We start from the raw sequence: 22,457 nt of genomic DNA on the forward strand, positions 1-22,457 counted from the left end.
TAGAAATGGTTAAAAAATTCAAATCTGGCTTGACGCAGGGATAATAATAGACATAAAAATGTATTATATATAATACATATTGACAGCTAATCAATAACACAGCTGCTGCCCTTTGAGAGCCATTATTACAGAACCAGTGCTCTTAAGTATCACTAACTGGGTGGCCTCATATTCGCCGCTGACGCTTACTTAAAACAGATGAGATCGCTATGACACGCCCACACCGCTCTTCAAACCAGGCTTCACAGCAAGTTTCACAACAGTCCGCCCAGCTTAGACAGCAACTGAAAGATAGCTCCATTGTGGTCGCCCCCGGTGTGTTTGATGCGTTAGGCGCATCCCTAGCTGAGCAAGCGGGCTTCGATACGGTCTACCTTTCCGGCGCCAGCCTGGCTTACACCCAATTGGGGCGGCCGGATATTGGCCTGCTCAGCATTACTGAAATTTGCACCGCCATGTCGCATATTCGCGAGCGCACCAATTTATCCGTGGTCGTGGATTGCGACACCGGCTTTGGTAACGCCATGAACGTGATGCGCAGCGTTAGACTGCTGGAGCGCGCAGGCGCTAACGCGATTCAGCTTGAAGACCAAACTTACCCCAAACGCTGCGGCCACCTGCGCGGTAAAACGCTGGTCTCCAAAAGCGAAATGGTCGGCAAATTGCATGCTGCATTGGATGCCCGGGCGAGCGATAGCACGCTGATTATTGGCCGCACAGATGCACTTGGCGTGGAAGGCACCGACAGTGCCATCGAACGTGCCCAGGCCTATTACGAAGCCGGCGTGGATATGCTGTTTATCGAAGGCATTCGTAGCGACGAAGACATCAGCAAGATCATGACCCAGTTCAAAGGCAAGGTGCCGATCATGGCCAATATGGTCGAAGGCGGCGACACGCCGCTGCAGAACGCTCAGGCGCTTGAAGACCTAGGCTTCTCGCTGGTGATTTTCCCCGGCGCACTGGTGCGGGCGATTACCCACATGGCCAGCCGTTTCTTTGCCACGCTTAAGCAGGATGGCACCACCGATGCCTTCCGCGACCAAATGCTCGATTTCAAACAGCTTAACGACTATTTAGGCACCCAGGCGATGCTGGAGCTCGGCGAGCAGTACGACAATCGCTAGTGCCTCTCATCAAACCGTGCCCAATATTTATAAGTGCGAATAAATAACTATTCAGGAGACGACGATGCAGACCACCGACAAAACGGCGAAAGAGATTTTTAACGACGTCATGGCCAACCCTCAGCGGGTACCCTTTGGCTTTGGCAACAAAGCGGTGCTGGTGAATGTCGACCCACAAAAGGCCTATACCCGCACCGATCTCTTCAAAACCGCCTATGAAACAGACCCCAAGCAGTTGGAGTACACCAACCAACTGGCCCGCGGTTTTCGGGAGAAAGGCTGGCCGGTGGTTTGGACCCACGTGGCGTTTCTAGACTCCGCCGAAGACGCCGGGGTTTGGGGTACTCGTACCGATACGCCTGATTCGTTGCAAAACATTAAGTATGGCTCTGAACGCGCTGAATTCGACGAGCGCTGCGAGATAGACCGCAGCCGTGATGTGATCTACACCAAGCGTATGCCCTCGGCGTTTTTTGAAACCCCGCTGCAATCGCTTTTAGTGTGGCATCAGGTCGATACGGTGATCATTACCGGCGGCTCAACCTCTGGCTGCATTCGCGCTACCGCCGTGGAGAGCCTGTCCCGGGGCTACCGCACCATCGTGCCCATGGAGTGCGTCGCGGATAAACACGAAAGCTATCACTACGCCAACCTGACCGACCTGCATCTCAAGTATGCCGACGTTCTGCCGGTTGCCAATGTACTCGAATGGCTAAATGGCAACACCTAAGGACTACCAAGTTTCAAAGGAGCCGGTTATGAAAGAGTCACTAGGCGTTTACGACTACTGGGCCTACGACCAACGCCCTAAAATCGAGTGGCCAGGAGGCGCCAAGGTGGCCTTCTGGGTCGCACCCAATATCGAGTATTACGAACTCGACCCACCGCTGAACCCCCAGCGTAACCCTTGGCCGCATCCGCACCCTTCGGTACCCGGCTACAGCATTCGCGATTACGGCAACCGGGTTGGCCACCAGCGCCAGATGACCCTGCTGGATAAGTACGGCATTCGTGGCTCGGTGTCACTTTCGGTCGCACTGTGCGAGCACCACCCCGAGATTATCCAGATGTGCAAAGAGCGCGACTGGGAGTTTTTCAGCCACGGCATTTACAACACCCGCTACACCTATGGGTTGAGCGAAGCCCAGGAGCGGGCAATGATCCGTGACAGCATGGAGACCATTTACCGCCATACTGGCCAGGCTTGTGCAGGTTATCTGGCGCCCGCGCTTTCCCATTCAGAGCGCACCCTGGATCTATTTGCCGAAGTGGGCGAAGAGTTATTCGGTGACAAAGGAGGGATTTACACCTGTGATCTCTTCCACGATGACCAGCCGACGCCGGTCAGCGTTCGCTCCGGCAAACGTTTTATCTCCATGCCTTACTCGCTGGAGATGAACGACACCATCGTCTACGCGGTGAATAAAGTAGAGCCGCGCCAGTACGCCACCATGCTCAAGCGCCACTTTGACCGCCTCTATGCCGAGGGCGCGGAGTCCGGCACAGTGATGTGCATTCCCACTCATAACTATCAGGTGAGCTGCCCGCATCGTATTAAGGCGTTCGAAGAGGCGCTGGAGTACATCACCGGCCACCCGGATGTGTGGGTCGCTACCGGGCGCGAGATTGCTGATTACTACTTGGCCAACTATTACGATACCGCTCTCGACAGTATTGCGGCCCAGGCCGCCACCGCAGGCAAACAGGGGTAACGCTATGGCGCTTAACAACGACTATCTCGACTACCCCCACCGCAATCACGGCTACGATCACAAGCGCTATGAATGGTCGATGCTGAGCGAGCGTGCCCCGGTCACCTGGCCTGAAGGCAAAACCCTGGCGGTGTGGGTCAATATTTCGCTGCAGTTTTACCCGTTAAACCAGCGCGGCAAGCCGTTTAAAGTACCTAACGGCATGACAATGCCCTACCCGGACTTGCGCCACTTCTCACTGCGGGATTACGGCAACCGCGTGGGCATTTATCGCGTGCTCAAAGCGCTGGCGGCGCACAACATTACCCCCACCTTTGCGATCAACGCACAGTTGGCGGAGCAGACGCCCTATCTGGTGCAGCGCTTAAAAGAGCACGGCGGTGAATTTATCGCCCACGGCTGGAATATGGATCACCTGCACTACGGCGGCCAACCGATTGAAGAAGAGGCCGAGCTGGTCAAACGCTCCGTGGAGACCCTGCGACGCGTGACCGGCCAACCCGTTCGCGGCTGGCTAAGCCCCGCCAAGCACCAGAGCTTCAACACTCCCGACCTGCTGGCAGAAAACGGCATCGAATACTGTGCCGACTGGGTCAACGACGATATGCCCTACGCTTTTCATAGCCAATCAGGCCCCTTGATGATGATGCCACTGGCCACCGAGATCGAGGACCAGTTTGTGATCGGCCAGAACCTGCACTCGGAGGATTCCTGGGTGACTCAGGTGAAAGACGCTTTCGACTTCCTGTTGGCAGAGTCCCGCGAGCAGGGCGGGCGACTGTTTGCCTTGAACCTTCACCCCTGGTTAGTCGGCCAGCCCCACCGCATTGCCTGCCTGGAAGAGGTGCTGGCCCATATCAGCGGGCACCCAAAAGTATGGCAGGCCCCGGCGGGCGAGATTCTTGATGCGTTTCATCGTGCAGCGGAGCAGGCGTAATGGCGATACTTCCCTATAACAACGACAGCTTTGATGCCCATCTGCCGTTACTGATTATTGGCGCAGGGGCCTGTGGCTTGGTCGCCGCACTGGCTGCCCAAGAGGCGGGTGTGGAGCTGGCGGTGCTGGAGCGCGACGCGCTACCCCGCGGCAGCACGGCGATGTCGTCGGGTTTTATTCCTGCTGCTAATACGCGCTTTCAGCATGAGCTTGGCGTCACGGATTCCGCCGAAGTCATGGCAGAGGATATCCAGAAGAAGAATGGCTTTGAGGCAGACCCAGCCATTGTCGAACTACTCGCTACTCAATCAGGCCACACCATCGAGTGGCTGGCGGGTGAGCACGGCGTGCCCTTTGAGCTGGTGGAGGGCTTTCTCTACCCCGGCCACCGCCACCTGCGCATGCATGCTACGCCACGGCGAACCGGTGAAGAGCTAATGGGGGCGCTGCTCAATGCCGCCGAAGCGGCAGGCATTGATATTTTGGCCCAGGCGCGAGTAGTGGATTTGCACGTTGATGACACTCAGCGAGTGCGGGGCGTAACCATTGAGCGCCCGGATGGCAGTCGCGAAAGCATTGGCTGCGACGCGCTGATTCTGGCCTGCAACGGCTACGGCGGTAATGTTGAACTGGTAGAGCGCTATCTGCCCACGCTCAAACACGCGCTCTACTACGGCCATGAGGGAAACCAGGGCGATGCACTGCTGTGGGGGCAGGCCATGGGCGCCAGTACAAAAGATCTGGGTGCATGCCAGGGCCACGGCTCGCTGGCAACACCCCACCAGATTTTGATTAGCTGGGCGCTGATGATGCAGGGCGGCATTCAGGTCAATCTAAACGGCAAGCGATTCTCAAACGAGCACGGCGGCTACTCCGAACAGGCAGCCAAAGTGCTGGCGCAGCCGGAGCAGGTAGCCTGGAATCTATTCGATGCGCGCATACAGGAATCTGCCCAGGCCTTTGAGGATTACCGTAACGCCCAAGAGAGCGGCGCGGTACGCAGCTTTGCCACCCTTGAAGAGATGGCAGCTGGATTGGGCCTGCCACTAACAGCGCTGCAGGCCACCTTTGCGGCGATGCAGCAGCATGCCGAAGAGCAAACGCCCGATACGTTTGGCCGCCATTTTGAACCTGCTAATTTGCTCAAACCACCCTACTACGCCATTCGTGTCACGGGTGCGCTATTTCACACCCAGGGCGGTTTAGAGGTCAACCCCACCGCGCGGGTACTCAATACTCAGGGGCAGGCGCTACCCAACCTGTTCGCCGCAGGCGGTGCCGCCCGCGGTGTTTCAGGTTCCAACGACAGCGGCTATCTTTCTGGCAACGGCCTGCTTAGCGCCGTGGTGCTGGGTGCCGTAGCGGGTAAAAGTGCCGCGGAGTTGCTGCACTTAAAGTTAAGCTCAGCGGCACTCCCTTGAGCCACTACACCACTAAGTACAGGGCGCCACCCGTTGGCGCCCTGCCTGACAGGCGCGCCTTGAGCTGGGTAAAGGTCAGTTGCTAGCCAACTATTTTGAGGCTTTCGAAAATTTTTTGCTCGATTATAGCGATCAGCTCAGCATTGATGTTGTTGATGGCGGGTTCAAGATCTTTTTCCAGCGGCAAAATAATTTGAAAGTCATAACGAATATCAAACGCGAGAGGGCGAACCACCACGCCCGCTCGCTTTGCATAACAGGCCGATACGGCGTTTAACACCGCAAGACCGGCACCGTTCACTACTAGCCGGATCGCCATCTCCCCCAGCGAGACTGTCCATATTTTTTTGGGCGAAACGGCATGTTTCCTCAGTCGCTGAGTAATCCGACTACGGCTTTGCTCATTGGGCTCACCACAAATCAGCGTTTCATTGGCGAAATCTTCAATGTCGATAAGCGCTTTAGCTTCCAGCGGATGCCCTGGCGGAATAAGGCACATGCCAGGTAGAGAGTACTGAAAGCTCTGGTAGCGCGGATCGATTCGAGGATCGGTGGTAATGCCAAAATCGAAGCGCTGGGCCACCACTTCCTCCGCTATCTGGCTGGATCGGTAGGAGTAGAGACTAATTTCAAGGTCAGGGAACTTCTCGGCAAGCAGCGTAGCGGCATCTGGCACCAGACTCACCGCAAAAGCAGGCATGCTGACCACTCTTAACTGGCCTGCCACTCTCTCTTTCAGTCGTTCGGCAAACTGTCGCAAATGGTGTAAACCAATATAAACCCGCTCCACCTCGTCATAAAACAGCGTGCCACGCCGGGTCGGGAGCAGGCGATTATTGTGGCGTTCGAATAGATCAAACCCAAGCCGCGCCTCCAACTGTTTTATCAAACGGCTAATCGCCGGTTGTGAAATCAGCATCTTACTGGCGGCTTCCGTAGCGCTACTGGTTTTCATAATCCACATGAAGGCTTCTATCTGGCTGTCCGCAAATCCTCGATAAGCCATAACATTTCGTCATCCTTCAATAAGCAAAAATCAATATATCTGACTAAAAAAGCCAGTATACAGTTAAAGGTAGCTAAAAGACTTCGTCCCAAAACTCAAAGCATAATATTTAGCTATAGCTTAAGTGCTATCGTTTCAATAAACCTAAAGGGCTACCTATGATCGATGAAATTGCGGGTAACAACGCACAGTTCACTGCTTGGCGACAGGATATTCATCAGCACCCGGAGCTGGGCTTTGAGGAGCAGCGCACCGCTAAGTTAGTGGCGGACAAGCTCACAGAGTGGGGATTTGACGAGGTTTATACCGGCATCGCTAAAACCGGGGTCGTCGGCGTACTGCGCGGCAAAACGCTCGCCGCTCGTACCATCGGGCTGCGCGCCGATATGGATGCCCTCGCCATGACGGAAAACAATCAGTTCGCTCATGCGTCTCTTAACCAGGGAAAAATGCACGGCTGCGGCCACGACGGTCACACCACCATGCTGTTAGCCGCCGCATGGTATCTGGCTAAACATCGCGACTTTTCCGGCACCGTACACTTTATTTTCCAGCCCGCTGAAGAGGGCTTAGCCGGCGCTAAGGCAATGATGGATGATGGTTTGTTTGAGCGCTTCCCCTGTGATCGCGTTTACGGCATCCACAATATGCCGGGAATTCCTCAAGGCGAATTCTGGTTTCGCGAAGGCCCCCTGCTGGCCAGCTCAGACCGTTTCACCATTGACGTTCACGGCAAAGGCGGCCATGCGGCAATGCCGCAGCACGCCGTTGACCCGATGCTGATCGTGAGCGCGATTATCAGCGGCGCGCAGACTATCGTTAGCCGCAATACTGCCCCGCTCGATTCCGCCGTGCTGTCCTTTACCGACCTGCATGCTGGCTCGGGTACGTTCAACGTCATTCCCGATACTGCCAGCATGCGGGGCTGCATTCGCTCCTTTAACGACGCTGTACGTGAGCATGCAATTCAACGACTGGAACAACTGGTTGCCAGTACTGCCCATGCCTACGGCGCCACCGCAACGCTCACCATTCACCCCGGTAGCTACCCGGCCACGGTCAACGACCCGCAAGCCACCCAACTCGCCACCGATGTTGCCCGCGCAGTCGTTGGCGATGCAAAGGTCAACCCTGATTGCTTACCGATTTCTGGCAGCGAAGACTTCTCCTTCATGCTGCAAGCCGTTCCGGGTTGCTATGTGTTTCTGGGCAATGGTGTTGAAGGCGAAACCGGTGGCGTAAGTGTTCACAACCCCAGCTATGACTTTAACGACAACATTATCCCGGTGGGCGCTTCTTATTTTGTTCAGCTAATAAAGCGTGAACTCCCCTCTCGCTAAGCATTTCAAGAAAGCGCAGTTCAAGAAAGCACACTTCAAGAAACAGCACTTCCAGATATAAAGCGGAGAACAACATGGAAGCGAACAAACTCTCAACGTCCGGTGGCAACACCGGATTAATGCACCGGATTGCGCGAATAGCCGATGTCCTGCCCCACCCTTTTATTATGTTTTTTATACTTTTTGTCGCCACGCTAGGCCTGTCGGTTGTGATGAGCGTGTGGGTCGAGCCTGTGCGCCACCCTGCCACCGACGAGCTCGTTCAGGTTCGTTCGTTGCTTAGCTGGGATGGGCTAAGATTTATGGTGACCGGGGCAGTCACTAACTTCACTAGTTTCCGCCCGCTAGGGCTGGTACTGGTGATGGTATTAGCGCTGGGGCTGATCCAGAAAACTGGCCTCGCCGATGCCACCATCCGACGCATGTTGAGTAATGTGGCGCCGCGCTTTATTACCCCGGCGGTGGTCATCACTTCGATCATCGGCAATCTGGTTTCGGATGCGGCGGTTTTCCTGATTCCCCCTTTGGCCGCCATCATGTTTAAAACTGTTGGCCGGAACCCGATTGCCGGCATTATGGTGGCCTTTATCGCCGTTTTTGCCGGTTTTAGCGCCAATTTCTTTATTGCGGGCACGGATCTGCTGCTATCCGGCATCTCGACGGAAGTCGTTCAGAGCGTTCGTCCCGGCTACGAAGTCAGTGTGGTGTCCAACTGGTTCTTTATGTGTGCCTCGGTGCCGTTAATTACCCTGATTATCACCGTCATGAACGACAAGTATGTCGAGCCCATGCTGGCGCGCTTTCAGGATCAGAGTGATGATGAGAACAAAAGCCACGGCGTACAGTTAACCGACACAGAACGGCGTGCGCTGCGCTACACCGGTATAGCGGCACTGGCCTATATCGCGGTTATCCTGCTGCTGATTCTGCCAGCGGGTTCCGGCTTACGCAGCGCTGAAGGGGGTCTGTTACCTTCGCCCTTTATGAGTGGTTTGGTGCCCATCATCGTGCTGTTCTTTAGCCTGTGCGGCATTGTGTACGGCGTTTCGGTAGGTAAGATCAAACAATCCAGCGATGTGCCGCGCTTAATGGAAGCGGCGATGCGCGATATGTGTGGGTTTATTGTCATCGTCTTTATGGTGGCGCAGTTTATTGCCATCTTTAACTGGTCAAACTTGGCGATTGTCAGCGCAGTGAATGGCGCGGATCTACTGCTGCAAATTAATATGCCTACGGCGCTGGCTTTAGTGTGCTTTATTTTACTGGCCGCCGTCGTGAACCTATTTCTTTACAGTGGCTCTGCGCAGTGGGCGCTGATGGCGCCGATTTTTCTACCCATGCTGATGCTGCTGGGCCTTGAGCCAGAAGCCATCCAAGCAGCGTACAGGGTAGCCGACTCATCGACGAACGTGATTTCACCCATCAACCCCTATCTACCGTTAGTGCTGGCGGTCATTCACCTTTACAACAAGTCGTTTACTCTTGGCCATCTACTGACCATCGCCATGCCCTACTCCCTCGCCGTGTTAACCGGCTGGAGCAGCCTGTTCTTTATTTGGTACTGGCTGGGGTTACCGTTCGGACTTTGATCGGCCTTTATTGTCCCAGCATCGCCTCCGCCCACTCACGCACTTTTGGATAGGCGCGCTGCTCAAAAACCGCGAAGCCGTTCAGGCTGCGGGCTTTGAGCGGGGTAAACACCGGCATGGTTAAGCCACACAGAAAGTGCGCCACCCGCTGGGCATTGGGCGGCTGACCGAACTGTTCGCTGTGGCGCTCAATCAGCGGTGTGGCGTAGCGCTGAAAATCGGCCGTCGTTAGCGGTGGCTCGGGCGGCGCATCCGGTAGTTTTACCGGGTGGCCATAGCACACCGAGCAATGCCCGCAGCGTCCCTGCTCAGTATTGGATGGTGTATCAAAGGTGCTGTCACCAAAGGTACTATCACCAAAGTGCATGGCTAGCCGCCGAGTCAGACAGCTCCCCGACTCAAACAGCGCTAGCATTGCCTGTAGCCGCTCAATCTCGATTCGCTCCCGCTTCAGGCAATCCTCAAACAGCTGGCTCGCCAGCGCCTCAATGGTAAAGTTCGGCTGGCAGATCTCGTAGACATCGGTCATCCGCTTGCCTTCCAGGGTTAGCCAGCCCTTATCTTGAAAGTACTCAAGGGCGGTAATGACGCGAGCACGGGAAGCGTCAATCTGCTGCGCCTGCCCCGCCTGATGTAGGCGGTCAAAATCCACCGTTCCCCAGGTGCGGGCGATAGGAATATTATCGACTAAAAGTCGCACAAAGGCCGCCCGCTCGCCTTCAAAGCGGCTAACTAATTGGTCTGGCTCAAGATGATAGCGCAGCCGGTACTCGGCTAGAAATGCGAAGCGCGGAGCGATAATGCCGTGCATTTCCAACCGCACCAGCAGCGTTTTCAGCGGCAGCGGGCGAATATTGGTATCCCGGGAAAGCGTATTGAGCAATACCTCCCACTGGCGATCCGGCGTTTGGCCTGCCGCAGCGATCTCTTCCAGCAGGCGATAGATGCCAGCATATTCAGGGGTATCGCCGTAAACGAAGTTTTCCAGCACCCGCAAGCCATCCCGCCCGGCCAGGGTCAGGCAGGTAGAAGGCAGGCCGTCGCGTCCCGCCCGGCCAATCTCCTGGCTATAGTTCTCGATGGATTTAGGCAGGTCATAATGCACCACGTTGCGAATATCGCCCTTATCGATGCCCATGCCAAAGGCGATAGTGGCCACGATGCAGGGCGACTCGCCGCTCATAAATTGCCGCTGAATCTCATCCCGTCGCTGGGAATCTAGCCCTGCATGGTAGGCCTGGGCAGCGATCCCCTGGGCCGCCAGCGCCTTAGCGACTCGCTCGGCAGTTTGTTGCAGGGTGACGTAAATAATCGTCGGCGCTTCGCTACCCGGCTGCATCTGCGGTTTTAGCCAGTTGATCAGCTGCTGCTGGCGACCTTCCATGGCCGGAGATACCAGCAGTTCAAGATTGGAACGGTAAAAGCCGGTAGTAATCACGTTCTCCGGCGCAATGGCAAACTTCTCACCCATATCGGCTATCACCGCTGGGGTCGCCGTGGCGGTGAGCAGCAGCACCTGAGGGATAGCAAAATCGCGCTGGTAGTCCGGCAGTTTGAGGTAGTCAGGGCGGAAGTTATGCCCCCACTCAGAGAGGCAGTGGGCTTCATCGACCACTAAAAGCGATATTTGAACCTGGCGTAGAAAGTGACGAAAGCGCTCATTCTTGAGCCGCTCCACCGAGATCATAAGGATTTTCAGCTTACCGCTTTTAGCGCGCTCCATCACCTCCCGGGTAGCGTCACGATCTTGGGTGGAATCAATGCTTGCCGCTGCCACGCCGTGGCGGGCCAGAAACGCCAGTTGATCCTGCATCAGCGCCAGCAGCGGCGATACCACCAGGGTTAAGTGCGGCAAATGCAGCGCCGGGAGTTGATAGCAAAGCGACTTCCCCGCGCCGGTGGCAAAAATCGCCGCCGTGGAGTGCCCTTCCAGCACTCTTGACACCACCGCCTGTTGGCCGCCGCGAAAGTCGTCAAAACCGAATACTTCTTTCAGCGTCTGCTGGGGTGATGAGGGGGGCATGAGCACTCCTTGATAACGAAATTCCGCCTTAAAACGCCTTCTCCAGCGCAAAGCGCGGCTGGGTGTGGCCCTCTTTCGTCACTGTTTCCGTAAACATCTCAAGCGGGCGCACCCAGAGGCCGTAGTCACCGTAAAGGGCACGATACACCACCAGCGGCTCTTCGTTTTCGCTGTGCTGGGCGGTGCCAAGCACTTCGTAGAGGCTGCCTTTATAGTGGCGATAAATACCGGGAACGGGGGCGGTCATTGGCTCTCCTCTTGAGTGGCGTTTGTGGCACTTGGCTGGTTGGCTTTTTTGGCAAGGCGTTCGAGCACTTTTGACGCGGCGACAAAACCAAAGGTGCCGGTTAAAAAAGTCGCAGCACCAAAACCGGAAGCGCAGTCCAAGCGCGTGGCATCACCACTGCCAGGCTTTTGCAGGCACACTTCACCGTCGGCGCCGGGATACACCAACTGCTCGTCGGAGTAGACGCACTCTACCGAGAAGCGCCGTTTGGGGTTGCGTGAAAAACCGTAATCCCGACGCAGCCGCGAGCGCACTTTGGATAGCAGAGGGTCGTGCTCGGTACGGGTGAGATCCGCGACCTGAACACGCGTGGGATCGGTTTGCCCACCAGCCGCACCGGTCACCGTGATGGGAATTTTGCGTCGCTTGCACCAGGCGATCAGGGCGGCCTTGGCAATCACGCTGTCGATGGCATCTACCACGTGATCGGCGTCATCGGGAATCCGCTCGGCCAGGTTGGTGGGTGTCACGAAGGCAGTATCCGCCACAATCTCAATTTCCGGGGCAATCAAGCGGCAGCGCTCGGCCAGCACATCAACCTTGGGCTGACCGATAGTACCATCTAGCGCGTGGAGCTGGCGGTTGACGTTGGAAACGCAGACGTCGTCCAGGTCGATCAACGTCAGCTTGCCAATGCCCGAGCGTGCCAGCGCCTCTACCGTCCAACTGCCTACCCCGCCGACACCCACCACCACCACGTGGGCATGACGAAATGCCTCGGCTGCACGCTGGCCATAAAGACGGCGAATGCCGCCAAAGCGAAAATCATAATCTGCAGAAGGAGGTTTCACGTTAGCCGTAGGCACAGGCGAGGCGGACGGCATGCTCGATGGAGTAGCTGAGGACATCACAAACTCACTCATAACGCTTGAAGGGCGGAAGGCGTGGTGTGGGGCGGCGTGCGCACGCTATCCATCGGTAAATGCCCCGCCCAGCCAAGCTGGTTAAACAGCGCGATCATGGTGTCATCCAAGGCACAGCTCAATTGTACACGCTTGTCTAACAGCGGATGGTCAAAGGCCAAATAGGTCGCGGCGAGCAGTAAGCGCGGAGCCTTCATCTGCTCGGCAAAAAAGCGGTTGTGGACACTTTTACCGTGCTTGGCATCGCCAATAATCGGGTAGCCACGCCGGGAAAGATGGCGGCGAATTTGATGGCGGCGACCGGTCATCGGCCGCGCCTCTACCAGGGAGTAGCGCGCCACCGGGTAGCGGTCGACCTGCACGGGCAGCTCGACGCTATCCAGGCGGCGAATATCGGTCATCGCGGGCATAGCGGGCATTTCCGCCTTGGGGCGCGTACCGTCTTCTTCCCTTAGCGGGTAATCCAAACGTTCATTTTCCGGTGCTTTACCGCGCACCACTGCCAGGTAGCGCTTTTCCACCTGGCGCTCGCTAAACGCATCGCTGAGCAGGCCAGCCACTGCCGACGAGAGAGCAAATACCATTACCCCAGAGGTCGGCCGATCCAGCCGGTGAACGGGGTAAACCCGCTTGCCAAGCTGGTCGCGTAAGCGTTGAAGCAGAAATTCGGTTTCACCACGCGCCAACGCCGAGCGATGCACCAAAAGCCCTGACGGCTTATGTACCGCGACGAGATACTCATCCTGATAGAGGATGTTGAGTGGCGTCATAACGCTCCCCGGTTAAAGCTAACAATCTAAACAGGGCGCCATTGTCGCGGCTTGGCCGTGAGATGTCATCCGCGCAATACGCTATTCACGCCAGCGCTTACTAAGAAGGCAGGTGATCAGCAGTTAATTGTTGGTGGAGTAGGAAAGAGCGGCAGTTGCCCAGGCGGGATATGCTCTTTTAGAAACGCTAAAAATGCCTGCGTCGCCGTCGGCAATGTTCGCTTGGCAAGGGTCTGGACTTCGATAAAGCGGGAGTCCATGCCCTGGTCTCGAATAGGAATCGCGACCACACGCTGCTGTTGAATGCGGTAGCGCACCGAGATTTCCCCCGCCAGCGCCACACCGCCCCCGAGCATGGCGAAGTTAATCAAAGCCTCCGTGTAATCGCTGCTAAAAATGGATTCAAACGCCAGGTTTTGACGGCTACAGCAGATATCAAACAGCTGGCGCAGGGTCGTGTCTGGCGAGGGTAACGCCAGCGGATAGCGCTGAAGCTGCGCCAGCGAGATATGTTTTTTAACGGCAAGCTCATGGTGCGGAGAAACCAGCGCCATAATGGGCGCGGGCTGCCTAAGGGCAACGGTAATATCCGCCTCAGGCTTGAGGCTAAAAGTAATGCCGATATCTGCATCGCCTTCCCTTACATACCGAGTCGCTTGGGCGGGCGCCCCCACCATCAGGTGGAAATGTATACCGCTGTAACGCTTGCGAAAAGCCGCGATTGCCGCGGGTAAAAAATCCACGGCAAAGCCTTCCGAACTAGCCAAACGTACCTTACCCCGCTGTAACCCACGCAACGCCATTATTTCGCTACCAATGCGGTCTGCTTCAAGCTGCATATGGCGAGCATGCACCGCCAGCAGCTCGCCTGCGGCGCTGGGCACCATGCCGCGGGCACGGCGTTCAAACAGCAAGGTATCCAGCTCACTCTCCAACCGGGCAATCTGACGACTGATGGCTGAAGGCGCCACATTTAGCTTCCCTGAGGCTTCACTGATAGAGCCACAGCGCACCACCTCGAGGAAGTAGCGTAACGCCGTTTCTTGTAACACGCGTGGATTCATAACGTCTCCCTTAGCCATAAGCATTGCCAAAACGGCAATGATAAATTCTAAACATTGCACTGGCGGCATGACTAATCAATAGATTAGTTTTAACTCAAGGCGGCGGCTCATCTAAAAAAATAAAAGCCTCGCTGGTACGCCAAACGCTCATAACCTTCCTTTATTAAAAAACGAGGTATGGCATGCAAACACCTAGAACTCTCTACTGCATTACGTCACTTGCTTTACTCAGCATCGCGACACCCGCATTAGCTGGCAAGGCCAACGATACGCTGGTCTATGCGTCTGACAGCGAACCCGAGAACGTTAGCCCCTACCATAACAATCTGCGTGAAGGCGTTATCCTCGCCCACCTAGCGTGGGACACGCTGATTTACCGCAACCCGCAAACCAACGAGTATGAGCCGCGCCTGGCCACCGAGTGGGAGTGGGCCGATGATAAAACCCTGGACCTTGTGCTGCGCGAAGGCGTGACCTTTCACAACGGCGAAGCCTTCAACGCTGACGATGTGGCATTCACCTTCAACTACGCGGTATCCCCCGAATCGCGAGTGGTGACACGCCAAAATGTTGACTGGATTGAAAGCGTTGAGAAGCTTGATGAGTACGAAGTGCGCATTCACCTCAAAGAGCCTTTCCCGGCAGCCCTTGAGTACCTTTCCGGCCCAATGCCAATTTACCCCGATGAGTATTTCCAGGAAGTGGGTATCGAGGGTTTTAGTCGTGAGCCCGTAGGTACCGGCCCTTACCGGATTACCAACGTCCGCCCCGGGGATGGGGTTAGCCTGACACGCTTTGATGACTACTTTGCCGACAGTCCTATTGGTCAGCCGGAGATCGCTAATATCGAGTTCAAGGCCATTGCCGATGCGGACTCACGTATGGCGCAATTAATGTCCGGTCAAGTCGATTGGATCTGGCGCGTGCCGTCGGATCAAGCTGAGTCGTTAAGCGGTATGTCTCAGCTTAGCGTGCTTGGCGGCGAAACCATGCGGGTGGGTTATATCGGGCTGGATGCCGCAACACGGGAAGATTCACCGCTAAATGACCTTCGCGTACGCCAAGCCATCAATCATGCGATGAACCGGGAAGGGCTCGCTAACGACCTAGTACGCGGCGGCAGCCAGCCCCTCTACGCCCCCTGCTTCCCGACTCAGTTTGGCTGTGAAACACAAGACGTTATTGAGTATGAGTACGACCCTGACAAAGCCCGCGAACTACTCGCCGAGGCCGGTTACGCCGATGGCTTCGACATTGACCTTCATGCCTACCGTGAACGGGATTACGCCGAAGCAATGATTGGCGACCTGCGTGCAGTGGGCATCAATGCCAACCTGCGCTTTATGACCTCCCCCGCGTTGCTGGAGCTTCAGCGCAACGGTCAAACCGATATGTCGTTCAAAGCCTGGGGCTCCTTCTCTATTAACGATGTCTCGGCGTTCGTCAGCGTCTACTTCACAGGCGGCATTGACGATCTCTGGCAGGACACCCAGGTGCAGGAGTGGTTACAAGTCGCCGATACCTCGGTAGATCCTGATGTGCGCTTAGAGCACTACCAAAAAGCGTTCGCCCGCATTTCCGAGCAAGCGTACTGGGCACCGCTGTTTTCCTACTCCACCTACTACGCCCACACCGCTGATCTTGAGTTCACTGCTTACCCCGACGAACTACCGCGCTTTTACGAGGCAAGCTGGAAGTAACGGCGTGGTATTTGAACTATCGGCAGCCGTGGCTCTTCCCACGGCTAGCCTTCTATAGCGAAGGGGTGATGCTTTATGTGGGCATTTGTTTTCAAGCGCACGCTAATAGCGCTTAGCGTCGCTCTGACTATTTCGGTTCTCTGCTTTAGTCTGCTGCAGCTCTCGGGTGACTTGGCGCTCTCCATTGGCGGCCCCGAGGCCACCGCCGAGCAGGTAGAACAAATCCGCGTTGATTACGGCCTGGACCGCCCGGTGATTCAGCAATTTACCACTTGGCTGTGGGGAGCCGTGCAGCTCGACTTTGGGCGTTCATATTACTACCAAAGCGAGGTAATGGATCTAGTCGTTGAGCGACTACCGGTGACGATGACCCTAGGAATATTGGCCTTGGCGATTGCGCTGGGCGTGTCTATTCCCCTCGGTGTGGTCGCCGCGCTCAAACGTGGCAGCTGGATAGACCGTATGGCCATGGCGATTGCGGTTACCGGTCAGGCAATGCCGAACTTCTGGTTTGGCTTAACGCTAATCATCGTATTTGCCGTCAAGCTGCAATGGTTTCCGGCCGCGGGCAGCGATAGCTGGCAAGGCTTTGTACTGCCCGCTATTGCGCTGGGCTATTACGCTACCCCCGCCATGATGCGGCTCACCCGTAGCGGCATGCTGGAAGTACTAGAAGCGGACTACATTCGCACCGCACGGGCCAAAGGGCTGCGCACCGGGTCGGTAATCTTCAAACATGCGTTACGCAATGCGGTGATTCCTGTGGTGGCGCTGGCTGCCGTGGAACTGGGTTTTATGCTCGGCGGCTCAGTGGTGATAGAGACTGTCTTTTCGCTACGCGGGCTGGGGCAACTGGCCTGGAACGCTATTTCCCGCAATGACTACCCGGTTGTTCAGGCCATCGTTCTGATCATTGCGCTGTTCTATATCGTGCTGACGCTACTTGCCGACATTCTCAACGCAGTACTCGACCCACGCCTACGCGCGCGCTAACGGAGAACACCATGGCACAAACCCTTTCCCCACCGGCGGCGGCCGCGCAACGCCCAGCGGATACTTGGTCTTCGCGGCTGGTTCGCAGCACGCTCAATAACCGCAACTTAACTATCGGGTTATTGATCATTACTTCACTCGGGATTATTGCGCTTCTGGCGCCGTGGTTGGCTCCCCATGACCCCTATTTACAGGACACCGCCAATCGCATGGTGCCGCCGATTTGGCATGAAACCGGGAGCTGGACACACCCATTAGGCACCGACCGCCTCGGCCGCGACTACCTGAGCCGCCTAATTTATGGCTCCCGGATTTCACTCTTTATCGGGCTGGTGGTGGCGCTCATTTCAGGGCTAATTGGCACTACGCTAGGCGTGTTGGCAGGCTACTTTGGCGGTCGCGTCGATGCTGTGGTGAGCTACTTGCTCACCACCCGTCTTGCCATGCCTGTGGTGTTGGTAGCACTGGCCATGGCGTCGCTGATGGGTGGGTCGATGCTCTCGGTAACACTATTGCTAGGGCTGCTGCTGTGGGATCGTTTTGCCGTCGTTGCCCGCTCGGCTACTCAGCAATTGCGCGATGCTGAGTATGTGCAAGCCGCTCAGGCGCTAGGTTGCCCGTTACCTTACATTCTACTGCGTGAGGTGCTCCCCAATATTGCGGGCGCACTGATCGTGGTGGCTACTCTCGAAGTCGCCAACGCCATTTTGCTCGAAGCAACGCTGTCGTTTCTGGGCATGGGCGTACAGCCACCATCTCCCTCCTGGGGGCTGATGATCGCCGAAGGCAAAACCTATATGTTCTTTCAGCCCTGGGTGATTACGATCCCCGGCGGTGCGCTGTTTATGCTAGTGCTGGCGATTAACTTGCTGGGTGATGGACTGCGCGATCTCAGCGCACCGGGAGGCCGCAATGAGTAATCTATCAACCGCTGAGCATTCCGCGGCAACAAGCTCGCCTCTACTGACGGTTAAACAGCTGCGCGTCGACTTGCCCGTGGCAAAGGGCACCCTTCACGCGGTACGGGGTATCGACTTTCACGTTGAGCGTGGAGAAATGCTCTGTCTTGTAGGTGAATCAGGCTGTGGTAAATCCATGACCTCGCTGGCATTAATGGGCCTACTGCCGCGCAAGGCGCAGGTAAACGCCGACTGCCTCAACTTTGACGGCGTTGATCTCCTTACGGTGCCTGAACGCGAGCGCAGCAATCTTCGCGGTGCACGCATGGCGATGATTTTTCAAGAGCCCATGACCGCCCTCAACCCCGCCTACACCCTGGGCAATCAGCTCTGCGAAGCCCTGCGCCGCCACCAGCGGGTATCGCGTCAAGCGGCCCACGATCGCGCCCTCTATTTGCTTAAACGAGTCGGCATTAGCGCTGCAGAAGAGCGAATGCGCCAATATCCCCACCAGCTTTCGGGCGGGTTGCGCCAGCGGGTGATGATCGCCATGGCACTAATGTGTGAGCCCGATTTGATCATCGCCGATGAACCCACCACTGCATTAGATGTGACGATTCAGGCGCAAATCCTGCATCTGCTACGCGACTTACAGCAGGAGTTTGGCACGGCGATCATTTTCATCACCCACGACTTGGGTGTCGTTGCGCGTATCGCCGACCGGGTCGCCGTGATGTATGCCGGCGAAGTGATTGAAACCGCCTCTGCACAGGCCCTCTTTAAAGCCCCCAGCCATCCCTATACCCAAGGTTTGTTGCGCTGCATACCGACGCCCGGCAAGACACTGCCAGGCAGTCGTTTGCAGGCGATCCCAGGCGTAGTGCCCAGCTTGGTAGGCAAAATCGAGGGCTGCGCCTTTTGCAATCGCTGCGATCAAGCGGATGAGCGGTGCCGAACCACGCCCCCCTTACAGGCAGTGGCAGGCGAGCACTTTTCACGCTGCCACTTTGCCCATCAGCTAGCCAGCCCAGCGCCACTAAACGATCAGGAGGTAACGTCATGACAAACACCACCTCTCCTGCAAACAGTATGGATCCTCTTGCCCTCGAACTCTGCGCGCTGTCTAAAACGTTCAAACTGGGCGGTGGCATGCTACATAAGCCTCAAACCCTAAAAGCAGTCAATGAGGTATCGCTACGCGTTCCGCGCGGCCAGGTGATGGGGCTGGTGGGCGAATCAGGCTGTGGCAAGAGCACCTTGGCCAAGATGCTGCTGGGGCTGACACCCCCTAGTTCAGGCGATGTGCTGATCAATGGCAAAGCGATTGTTAACGCTAACCAAAAGGCACTGGCCCGGCATATACAGCCGATATTCCAAGACCCTTATTCGTCGCTTAACCCACGCCAGCGGATTGCTCAGATCGTTGGTTTACCGCTACGTATTCACGCGCTAGGCACGCCCCGTGAACAGGCAGCGAAGGTCGATCAGATGCTTGACCTGGTCGGCCTACCCAAACGCGCCGCCCAGCAATACCCTGGGCAAATGTCAGGGGGGCAGCGCCAGCGGGTGGCGATTGCCAGAGCGCTAATTATGCGCCCTGATCTGGTGATTTGTGACGAACCCACTTCCGCGCTGGATGTATCGATCCAGGCGCAGATCCTCAATCTACTGCTCGACCTTAAAGATGAGTTTGGCCTTACCTACCTGTTTATTAGCCACGACCTCGCCGTGGTCGAACATCTCGCGGACCGGCTCGCGGTCATGTATCTAGGCCAGATTGTCGAAGAGGGTACCCGTGAGCAAATCTTCACCTCACCACGCCACCCATATACCCAAGCGCTACTCGCTTCCGCGTTGACCCCGGAGCCAGGTCTAGGCGTGCCCGACATAGGCCTGGGGGCAGGCCAGCCCGACCCCACTCAGCCACCTTCAGGCTGCGCTTTTCACCCCCGCTGCCCAATCGCTCAACCGCAATGCTCAGAGCAGACACCCAAGCTGAGCGCTATTACGCATGCTTCCGGTCAAGCTTTTGGCAAGGGCAGCCAGGCGCGTGTCGCCTGCCACCTTGCCTAAACATATTTAATCAATATTTAACGTTAAAAGGAGTGCCTATGACGCGCCAACACGCCTTAGATCATGCCAAAGCTTACTTTGACAGCGGCGATTTTTATGACCAGCTTGCCCCGCGCATTGCCATCCGCAGCGAAAGCCAGGAATCGAATAGACAGGAAGAGCTTCACCGCTACCTTACTGAACAGATCATTCCGGATATTGAGCAGCTCGGTTTTAGCTGGGACATTGTTGATAACCCGGCTGAAGGGTTTGGGCCGTTTCTGCTTGCTGAACGCCTTGAGCCAGAAGCCTCGTTCAGCGTATTAACTTACGGTCATGGCGATGTCATCCGCGGCTATGACGACCAATGGGCTGAAGGGCTTTCGCCCTGGAAAATCACCCAGCAAGGGGATCGCTGGTACGGACGTGGCACGGCGGATAACAAAGGCCAGCACACCATCAATTTAGCCGCGCTGGGCTGCGTGCTGAAAGCAAGCAATGGGCGCCTGGGCTATAACGTTAAGCTGGTGCTGGAAATGGGCGAGGAGACGGGCTCCCCTGGCTTAAAAGAGATCTGCCACCGCTACCGTGACCGCCTCGCCGCCGATGTGTTTATTGGCTCAGATGGGCCGCGTTTGAATGCCGACGCTCCCACGCTGTTTTTAGGTTCACGGGGTTCCTTCAATTTCGACCTTAAACTCCAGGCCCGTGAAGGCGCTCACCACTCGGGCAACTGGGGTGGCGTATTAAAAAACCCTGCGGTGCGTCTGGCCAATGCACTCGCCACACTGGTGGATGCCAACGGCGTTATTCAAATCCAAGGCCTACGGCCTGATCCAATACCCGAAGCCGTGCGTAAAGCGCTCGCCGCATTGGAAGTCGGCGTCGGCGACAATGCCCCCACTATCGACACTGACTGGGGTGAGCCAGGACTATCGCCCGCTGAACGACTGTTTGGCTGGAACACCTTAGAAGTGCTCGCCATGAAGGCGGGCAACCCGGATGCCCCGGCCAATGCTATTCCGCCAACGGCCTATGCCCACTGCCAACTGCGTTATGTGGTGGGCAGCGACCAGGACAATTTTCTCGTCCATTTACGCCATCACCTGGATCAACACGGCTATCACGATATTGAGGTAAGCGCTGCGCGCATGTCGCAAATGGCGGCGACACGACTCGATCCTGAAGACCCCTGGGTGGGCTGGGCGTTGGCCTCTATGCAACGCTCCACCCATAAAACGCCGACGCTGCTACCCAACTTAGGCGGCTCGTTACCCAACGATGTGTTTGCCGAAACCCTGGGCTTACCCACGCTATGGGTTCCACACTCCTACCCCTCCTGCTCCCAGCACGCGCCTGACGAACACCTATTGGGGAGCATCGCTTCAGAGGCACTGATCTTAATGGCGGGGCTATTCTGGGATTTGAGTGACCAAGGATCAGACATCATGAGAGAGAAAGCCTTATGCAAGACGAACTAACCCAACAGGTTTGCGCGTGGCTGGAAGGCCAGCAGCAGGCGATGCAAGATTGCCTTGAGGCGCTGGTCAATATCGATTCCAACAGCTACGACAAAGCAGGCACGGATGCGGTTGCCGATCAGATTACTCAATGGCTTGAACAAGATGGCATCACCATCATACGCCACCAGCGCCCTGAGTCAGGCGATATTTTAGAAGCACAACTGGGAGGAACTGGCCAAGGCCATGTGCTCTTAATGGGCCATCGCGATACGGTTTTTCCTACCGGCACCGTGGCTAGCCGAGGTTATACCCAGCAAGACAACGTCGGCTTTGGCCCTGGCGTTGCCGATATGAAAAGCGGCCTGGTCATGAACTGCTTTGTACTGCGCGCATTAAGCCGCCTGCCCAACTGCCCATTGCCCGTTCGCGCCCTGTTTACCGCTGATGAGGAGATTGGCTCGCCAGATGGGCGGGCGTTCATCGAAGCCACCGCCCAGGGGGCACGTGCCGTCTTGAACGTCGAGCCAGGGCGGGTCAGCGGCAATGTGGTCACTGGTCGCAAAGGAGGTGCTGGTTTTTTGATCAACGTCACCGGCAAAGCCGCCCACTCCGGCGTGAGCCATGCCGATGGCGCCAGCGCCATCGAAACACTCGCCCGCAAGATCATCAAGCTGCATGCGTTGACCGATTACGAGGCAGGTATCACCACCAATGTGGGCACCATCACCGGTGGTGTATCACGCAATACCGTCGCGCCTTTCGCGTCGGCACAGTTGGACACTCGTTTTGTTACCACCGCCCAGCGTGATCAGCTGTATAAAGCCATTGAGGCGATTATCGCGGAATCCGACGTTCCCGACACTCTTGCGACCATAGAACAAACCTCTGAATTTTATCCTCTCGAAGCACGTATGAGCAGCGCGCTGTTTGAGCTTTATCAGGTTCAGGCTAAGGCGATCGGGTTTGCTGTTGACGGCGAATTCACTGGCGGCTGTTCTGATGCGGGCTGGACGGCCAGCCTGGGCATTCCCACTCTGTGCGGTCTTGGCCCTGTCGGCGCAAAAATGCACACTGACGAAGAGTACTGTTTGCTGGACACACTGGTGCCGCGCACTCAGGCACTCGCTTCTACGTTATTGAATTTGCACGATGTATCCTTTGCTTCGGCACGTTAAATTGGCAATGTAACTGCTAGCCAACTACCTTGAGTAA

Annotated in this window: 20 protein-coding genes; 14 read left to right on the forward strand and 6 right to left on the reverse strand. The window is 56.4% G+C overall.

Features of this window, described 5'->3' with window-relative positions; all coding sequences use genetic code 11:
- Positions 1 to 209 precede the first annotated feature (209 nt).
- From AC4EYZ_RS08665 to AC4EYZ_RS08685, 5 genes are all read left to right on the forward strand, one after another.
- The gene (locus tag AC4EYZ_RS08665) at positions 210 to 1,127 is read left to right on the forward strand and encodes an isocitrate lyase/PEP mutase family protein (RefSeq protein ID WP_159176016.1); all 918 of its coding nucleotides are present in this window, start codon (positions 210 to 212) and stop codon (positions 1,125 to 1,127) included.
- A 64-nt stretch (positions 1,128 to 1,191) separates the two neighbouring features.
- Positions 1,192 to 1,857: an isochorismatase family protein gene (locus AC4EYZ_RS08670; protein ID WP_159176015.1), complete on the forward strand. Its 666-nt coding sequence runs from the start codon at positions 1,192 to 1,194 to the stop codon at positions 1,855 to 1,857.
- 28 nt (positions 1,858 to 1,885) lie between these two features.
- Positions 1,886 to 2,839: a polysaccharide deacetylase family protein gene (locus AC4EYZ_RS08675; RefSeq protein WP_490204223.1), complete on the forward strand. Its 954-nt coding sequence runs from the start codon at positions 1,886 to 1,888 to the stop codon at positions 2,837 to 2,839.
- 4 nt (positions 2,840 to 2,843) lie between these two features.
- Positions 2,844 to 3,776, forward strand: coding sequence for a polysaccharide deacetylase family protein (locus tag AC4EYZ_RS08680; protein ID WP_490204224.1), 933 nt, complete (start codon positions 2,844 to 2,846; stop codon positions 3,774 to 3,776).
- On the forward strand, positions 3,776 to 5,197 hold the full coding sequence (locus tag AC4EYZ_RS08685; protein WP_490204225.1) for an FAD-dependent oxidoreductase: 1,422 nt from the start codon (positions 3,776 to 3,778) through the stop codon (positions 5,195 to 5,197). The genes AC4EYZ_RS08680 and AC4EYZ_RS08685 overlap by 1 nt, the downstream gene beginning before the upstream one ends.
- An 82-nt stretch (positions 5,198 to 5,279) precedes the next feature.
- Here AC4EYZ_RS08685 and AC4EYZ_RS08690 read toward each other — a convergent pair whose 3' ends face one another.
- Positions 5,280 to 6,203 (reverse strand): LysR substrate-binding domain-containing protein, encoded by a 924-nt coding sequence (locus tag AC4EYZ_RS08690; RefSeq protein ID WP_474192999.1) that lies wholly within the window; start codon positions 6,201 to 6,203, stop codon positions 5,280 to 5,282.
- 158 nt (positions 6,204 to 6,361) lie between these two features.
- Between AC4EYZ_RS08690 and AC4EYZ_RS08695 the strand changes: the two genes are divergently transcribed.
- Positions 6,362 to 7,543, forward strand: a complete 1,182-nt coding sequence (locus tag AC4EYZ_RS08695; protein ID WP_490204226.1) for a M20 aminoacylase family protein — start codon at positions 6,362 to 6,364, stop codon at positions 7,541 to 7,543.
- A 74-nt stretch (positions 7,544 to 7,617) separates the two neighbouring features.
- Positions 7,618 to 9,132, forward strand: a complete 1,515-nt coding sequence (locus tag AC4EYZ_RS08700) for an AbgT family transporter (protein ID WP_022520134.1) — start codon at positions 7,618 to 7,620, stop codon at positions 9,130 to 9,132.
- Positions 9,133 to 9,139: 7 nt separating this feature from the next.
- Here the strand turns inward: AC4EYZ_RS08700 and AC4EYZ_RS08705 are convergent, their stop codons facing one another.
- From AC4EYZ_RS08705 to AC4EYZ_RS08725, 5 genes are all read right to left on the reverse strand, one after another.
- Complete coding sequence (locus tag AC4EYZ_RS08705) at positions 9,140 to 11,155, reverse strand: RecQ family ATP-dependent DNA helicase (protein WP_490204227.1); 2,016 nt, start codon at positions 11,153 to 11,155, stop codon at positions 9,140 to 9,142.
- 28 nt (positions 11,156 to 11,183) lie between these two features.
- A complete protein-coding gene (locus AC4EYZ_RS08710; protein WP_022520136.1) occupies positions 11,184 to 11,402 on the reverse strand; it encodes a DUF1653 domain-containing protein in 219 nt (72 codons plus the stop codon).
- Entirely contained in the window at positions 11,399 to 12,265 is an 867-nt protein-coding gene (gene tcdA, locus AC4EYZ_RS08715; protein WP_053856901.1) for a tRNA cyclic N6-threonylcarbamoyladenosine(37) synthase TcdA, read from the reverse strand. The genes AC4EYZ_RS08710 and tcdA overlap by 4 nt, the downstream gene beginning before the upstream one ends.
- A 35-nt stretch (positions 12,266 to 12,300) precedes the next feature.
- Positions 12,301 to 13,074 carry a pseudouridine synthase gene (locus tag AC4EYZ_RS08720; RefSeq protein ID WP_022520138.1) on the reverse strand — a complete coding sequence of 258 codons (774 nt, stop codon included), beginning with the start codon at positions 13,072 to 13,074 and terminating at the stop codon, positions 12,301 to 12,303.
- A 116-nt stretch (positions 13,075 to 13,190) separates the two neighbouring features.
- Positions 13,191 to 14,138 (reverse strand): LysR family transcriptional regulator, encoded by a 948-nt coding sequence (locus AC4EYZ_RS08725; protein ID WP_190374021.1) that lies wholly within the window; start codon positions 14,136 to 14,138, stop codon positions 13,191 to 13,193.
- A gap of 182 nt (positions 14,139 to 14,320) precedes the next feature.
- Here AC4EYZ_RS08725 and AC4EYZ_RS08730 point away from each other — a divergent pair, with 182 nt between their 5' ends.
- From AC4EYZ_RS08730 to AC4EYZ_RS08760, 7 genes are all read left to right on the forward strand, one after another.
- A complete protein-coding gene (locus tag AC4EYZ_RS08730; RefSeq protein WP_474192303.1) occupies positions 14,321 to 15,838 on the forward strand; it encodes an ABC transporter substrate-binding protein in 1,518 nt (505 codons plus the stop codon).
- 75 nt (positions 15,839 to 15,913) lie between these two features.
- Complete coding sequence (locus tag AC4EYZ_RS08735) at positions 15,914 to 16,831, forward strand: ABC transporter permease (protein ID WP_474192302.1); 918 nt, start codon at positions 15,914 to 15,916, stop codon at positions 16,829 to 16,831.
- Positions 16,832 to 16,842: 11 nt separating this feature from the next.
- A complete protein-coding gene (locus tag AC4EYZ_RS08740; protein WP_474192301.1) occupies positions 16,843 to 17,751 on the forward strand; it encodes an ABC transporter permease in 909 nt (302 codons plus the stop codon).
- Entirely contained in the window at positions 17,744 to 18,793 is a 1,050-nt protein-coding gene (locus AC4EYZ_RS08745; protein ID WP_474192300.1) for an ABC transporter ATP-binding protein, read from the forward strand. The genes AC4EYZ_RS08740 and AC4EYZ_RS08745 overlap by 8 nt, the downstream gene beginning before the upstream one ends.
- Positions 18,790 to 19,803 carry an ABC transporter ATP-binding protein gene (locus AC4EYZ_RS08750; protein WP_022520144.1) on the forward strand — a complete coding sequence of 338 codons (1,014 nt, stop codon included), beginning with the start codon at positions 18,790 to 18,792 and terminating at the stop codon, positions 19,801 to 19,803. Before AC4EYZ_RS08745 ends, AC4EYZ_RS08750 begins: the two co-directional genes overlap by 4 nt.
- Before the next feature lie 38 nt (positions 19,804 to 19,841).
- Positions 19,842 to 21,263, forward strand: a complete 1,422-nt coding sequence (locus AC4EYZ_RS08755) for a M20 family metallopeptidase (RefSeq protein ID WP_022520145.1) — start codon at positions 19,842 to 19,844, stop codon at positions 21,261 to 21,263.
- Entirely contained in the window at positions 21,248 to 22,420 is a 1,173-nt protein-coding gene (locus AC4EYZ_RS08760) for a M20 family metallopeptidase (RefSeq protein ID WP_022520146.1), read from the forward strand. Before AC4EYZ_RS08755 ends, AC4EYZ_RS08760 begins: the two co-directional genes overlap by 16 nt.
- Positions 22,421 to 22,457 lie beyond the last annotated feature (37 nt).

Source organism: Vreelandella sp. 162(4c) (genome assembly GCF_058152265.1).

Coding starts and splice junctions, on each gene's coding strand:
- AC4EYZ_RS08665 (WP_159176016.1), top strand. CDS start 210: ATGACACGCCCACACCGCTCTTCAAACCAGGCTTCACAGCAAGTTTCA.
- AC4EYZ_RS08670 (WP_159176015.1), top strand. CDS start 1,192: ATGCAGACCACCGACAAAACGGCGAAAGAGATTTTTAACGACGTCATG.
- AC4EYZ_RS08675 (WP_490204223.1), top strand. CDS start 1,886: ATGAAAGAGTCACTAGGCGTTTACGACTACTGGGCCTACGACCAACGC.
- AC4EYZ_RS08680 (WP_490204224.1), top strand. CDS start 2,844: ATGGCGCTTAACAACGACTATCTCGACTACCCCCACCGCAATCACGGC.
- AC4EYZ_RS08685 (WP_490204225.1), top strand. CDS start 3,776: ATGGCGATACTTCCCTATAACAACGACAGCTTTGATGCCCATCTGCCG.
- AC4EYZ_RS08690 (WP_474192999.1), bottom strand. CDS start 6,203: ATGGCTTATCGAGGATTTGCGGACAGCCAGATAGAAGCCTTCATGTGG.
- AC4EYZ_RS08695 (WP_490204226.1), top strand. CDS start 6,362: ATGATCGATGAAATTGCGGGTAACAACGCACAGTTCACTGCTTGGCGA.
- AC4EYZ_RS08700 (WP_022520134.1), top strand. CDS start 7,618: ATGGAAGCGAACAAACTCTCAACGTCCGGTGGCAACACCGGATTAATG.
- AC4EYZ_RS08705 (WP_490204227.1), bottom strand. CDS start 11,155: ATGCCCCCCTCATCACCCCAGCAGACGCTGAAAGAAGTATTCGGTTTT.
- AC4EYZ_RS08710 (WP_022520136.1), bottom strand. CDS start 11,402: ATGACCGCCCCCGTTCCCGGTATTTATCGCCACTATAAAGGCAGCCTC.
- tcdA (WP_053856901.1), bottom strand. CDS start 12,265: ATGCCGTCCGCCTCGCCTGTGCCTACGGCTAACGTGAAACCTCCTTCT.
- AC4EYZ_RS08720 (WP_022520138.1), bottom strand. CDS start 13,074: ATGACGCCACTCAACATCCTCTATCAGGATGAGTATCTCGTCGCGGTA.
- AC4EYZ_RS08725 (WP_190374021.1), bottom strand. CDS start 14,138: ATGAATCCACGCGTGTTACAAGAAACGGCGTTACGCTACTTCCTCGAG.
- AC4EYZ_RS08730 (WP_474192303.1), top strand. CDS start 14,321: ATGCAAACACCTAGAACTCTCTACTGCATTACGTCACTTGCTTTACTC.
- AC4EYZ_RS08735 (WP_474192302.1), top strand. CDS start 15,914: ATGTGGGCATTTGTTTTCAAGCGCACGCTAATAGCGCTTAGCGTCGCT.
- AC4EYZ_RS08740 (WP_474192301.1), top strand. CDS start 16,843: ATGGCACAAACCCTTTCCCCACCGGCGGCGGCCGCGCAACGCCCAGCG.
- AC4EYZ_RS08745 (WP_474192300.1), top strand. CDS start 17,744: ATGAGTAATCTATCAACCGCTGAGCATTCCGCGGCAACAAGCTCGCCT.
- AC4EYZ_RS08750 (WP_022520144.1), top strand. CDS start 18,790: ATGACAAACACCACCTCTCCTGCAAACAGTATGGATCCTCTTGCCCTC.
- AC4EYZ_RS08755 (WP_022520145.1), top strand. CDS start 19,842: ATGACGCGCCAACACGCCTTAGATCATGCCAAAGCTTACTTTGACAGC.
- AC4EYZ_RS08760 (WP_022520146.1), top strand. CDS start 21,248: ATGCAAGACGAACTAACCCAACAGGTTTGCGCGTGGCTGGAAGGCCAG.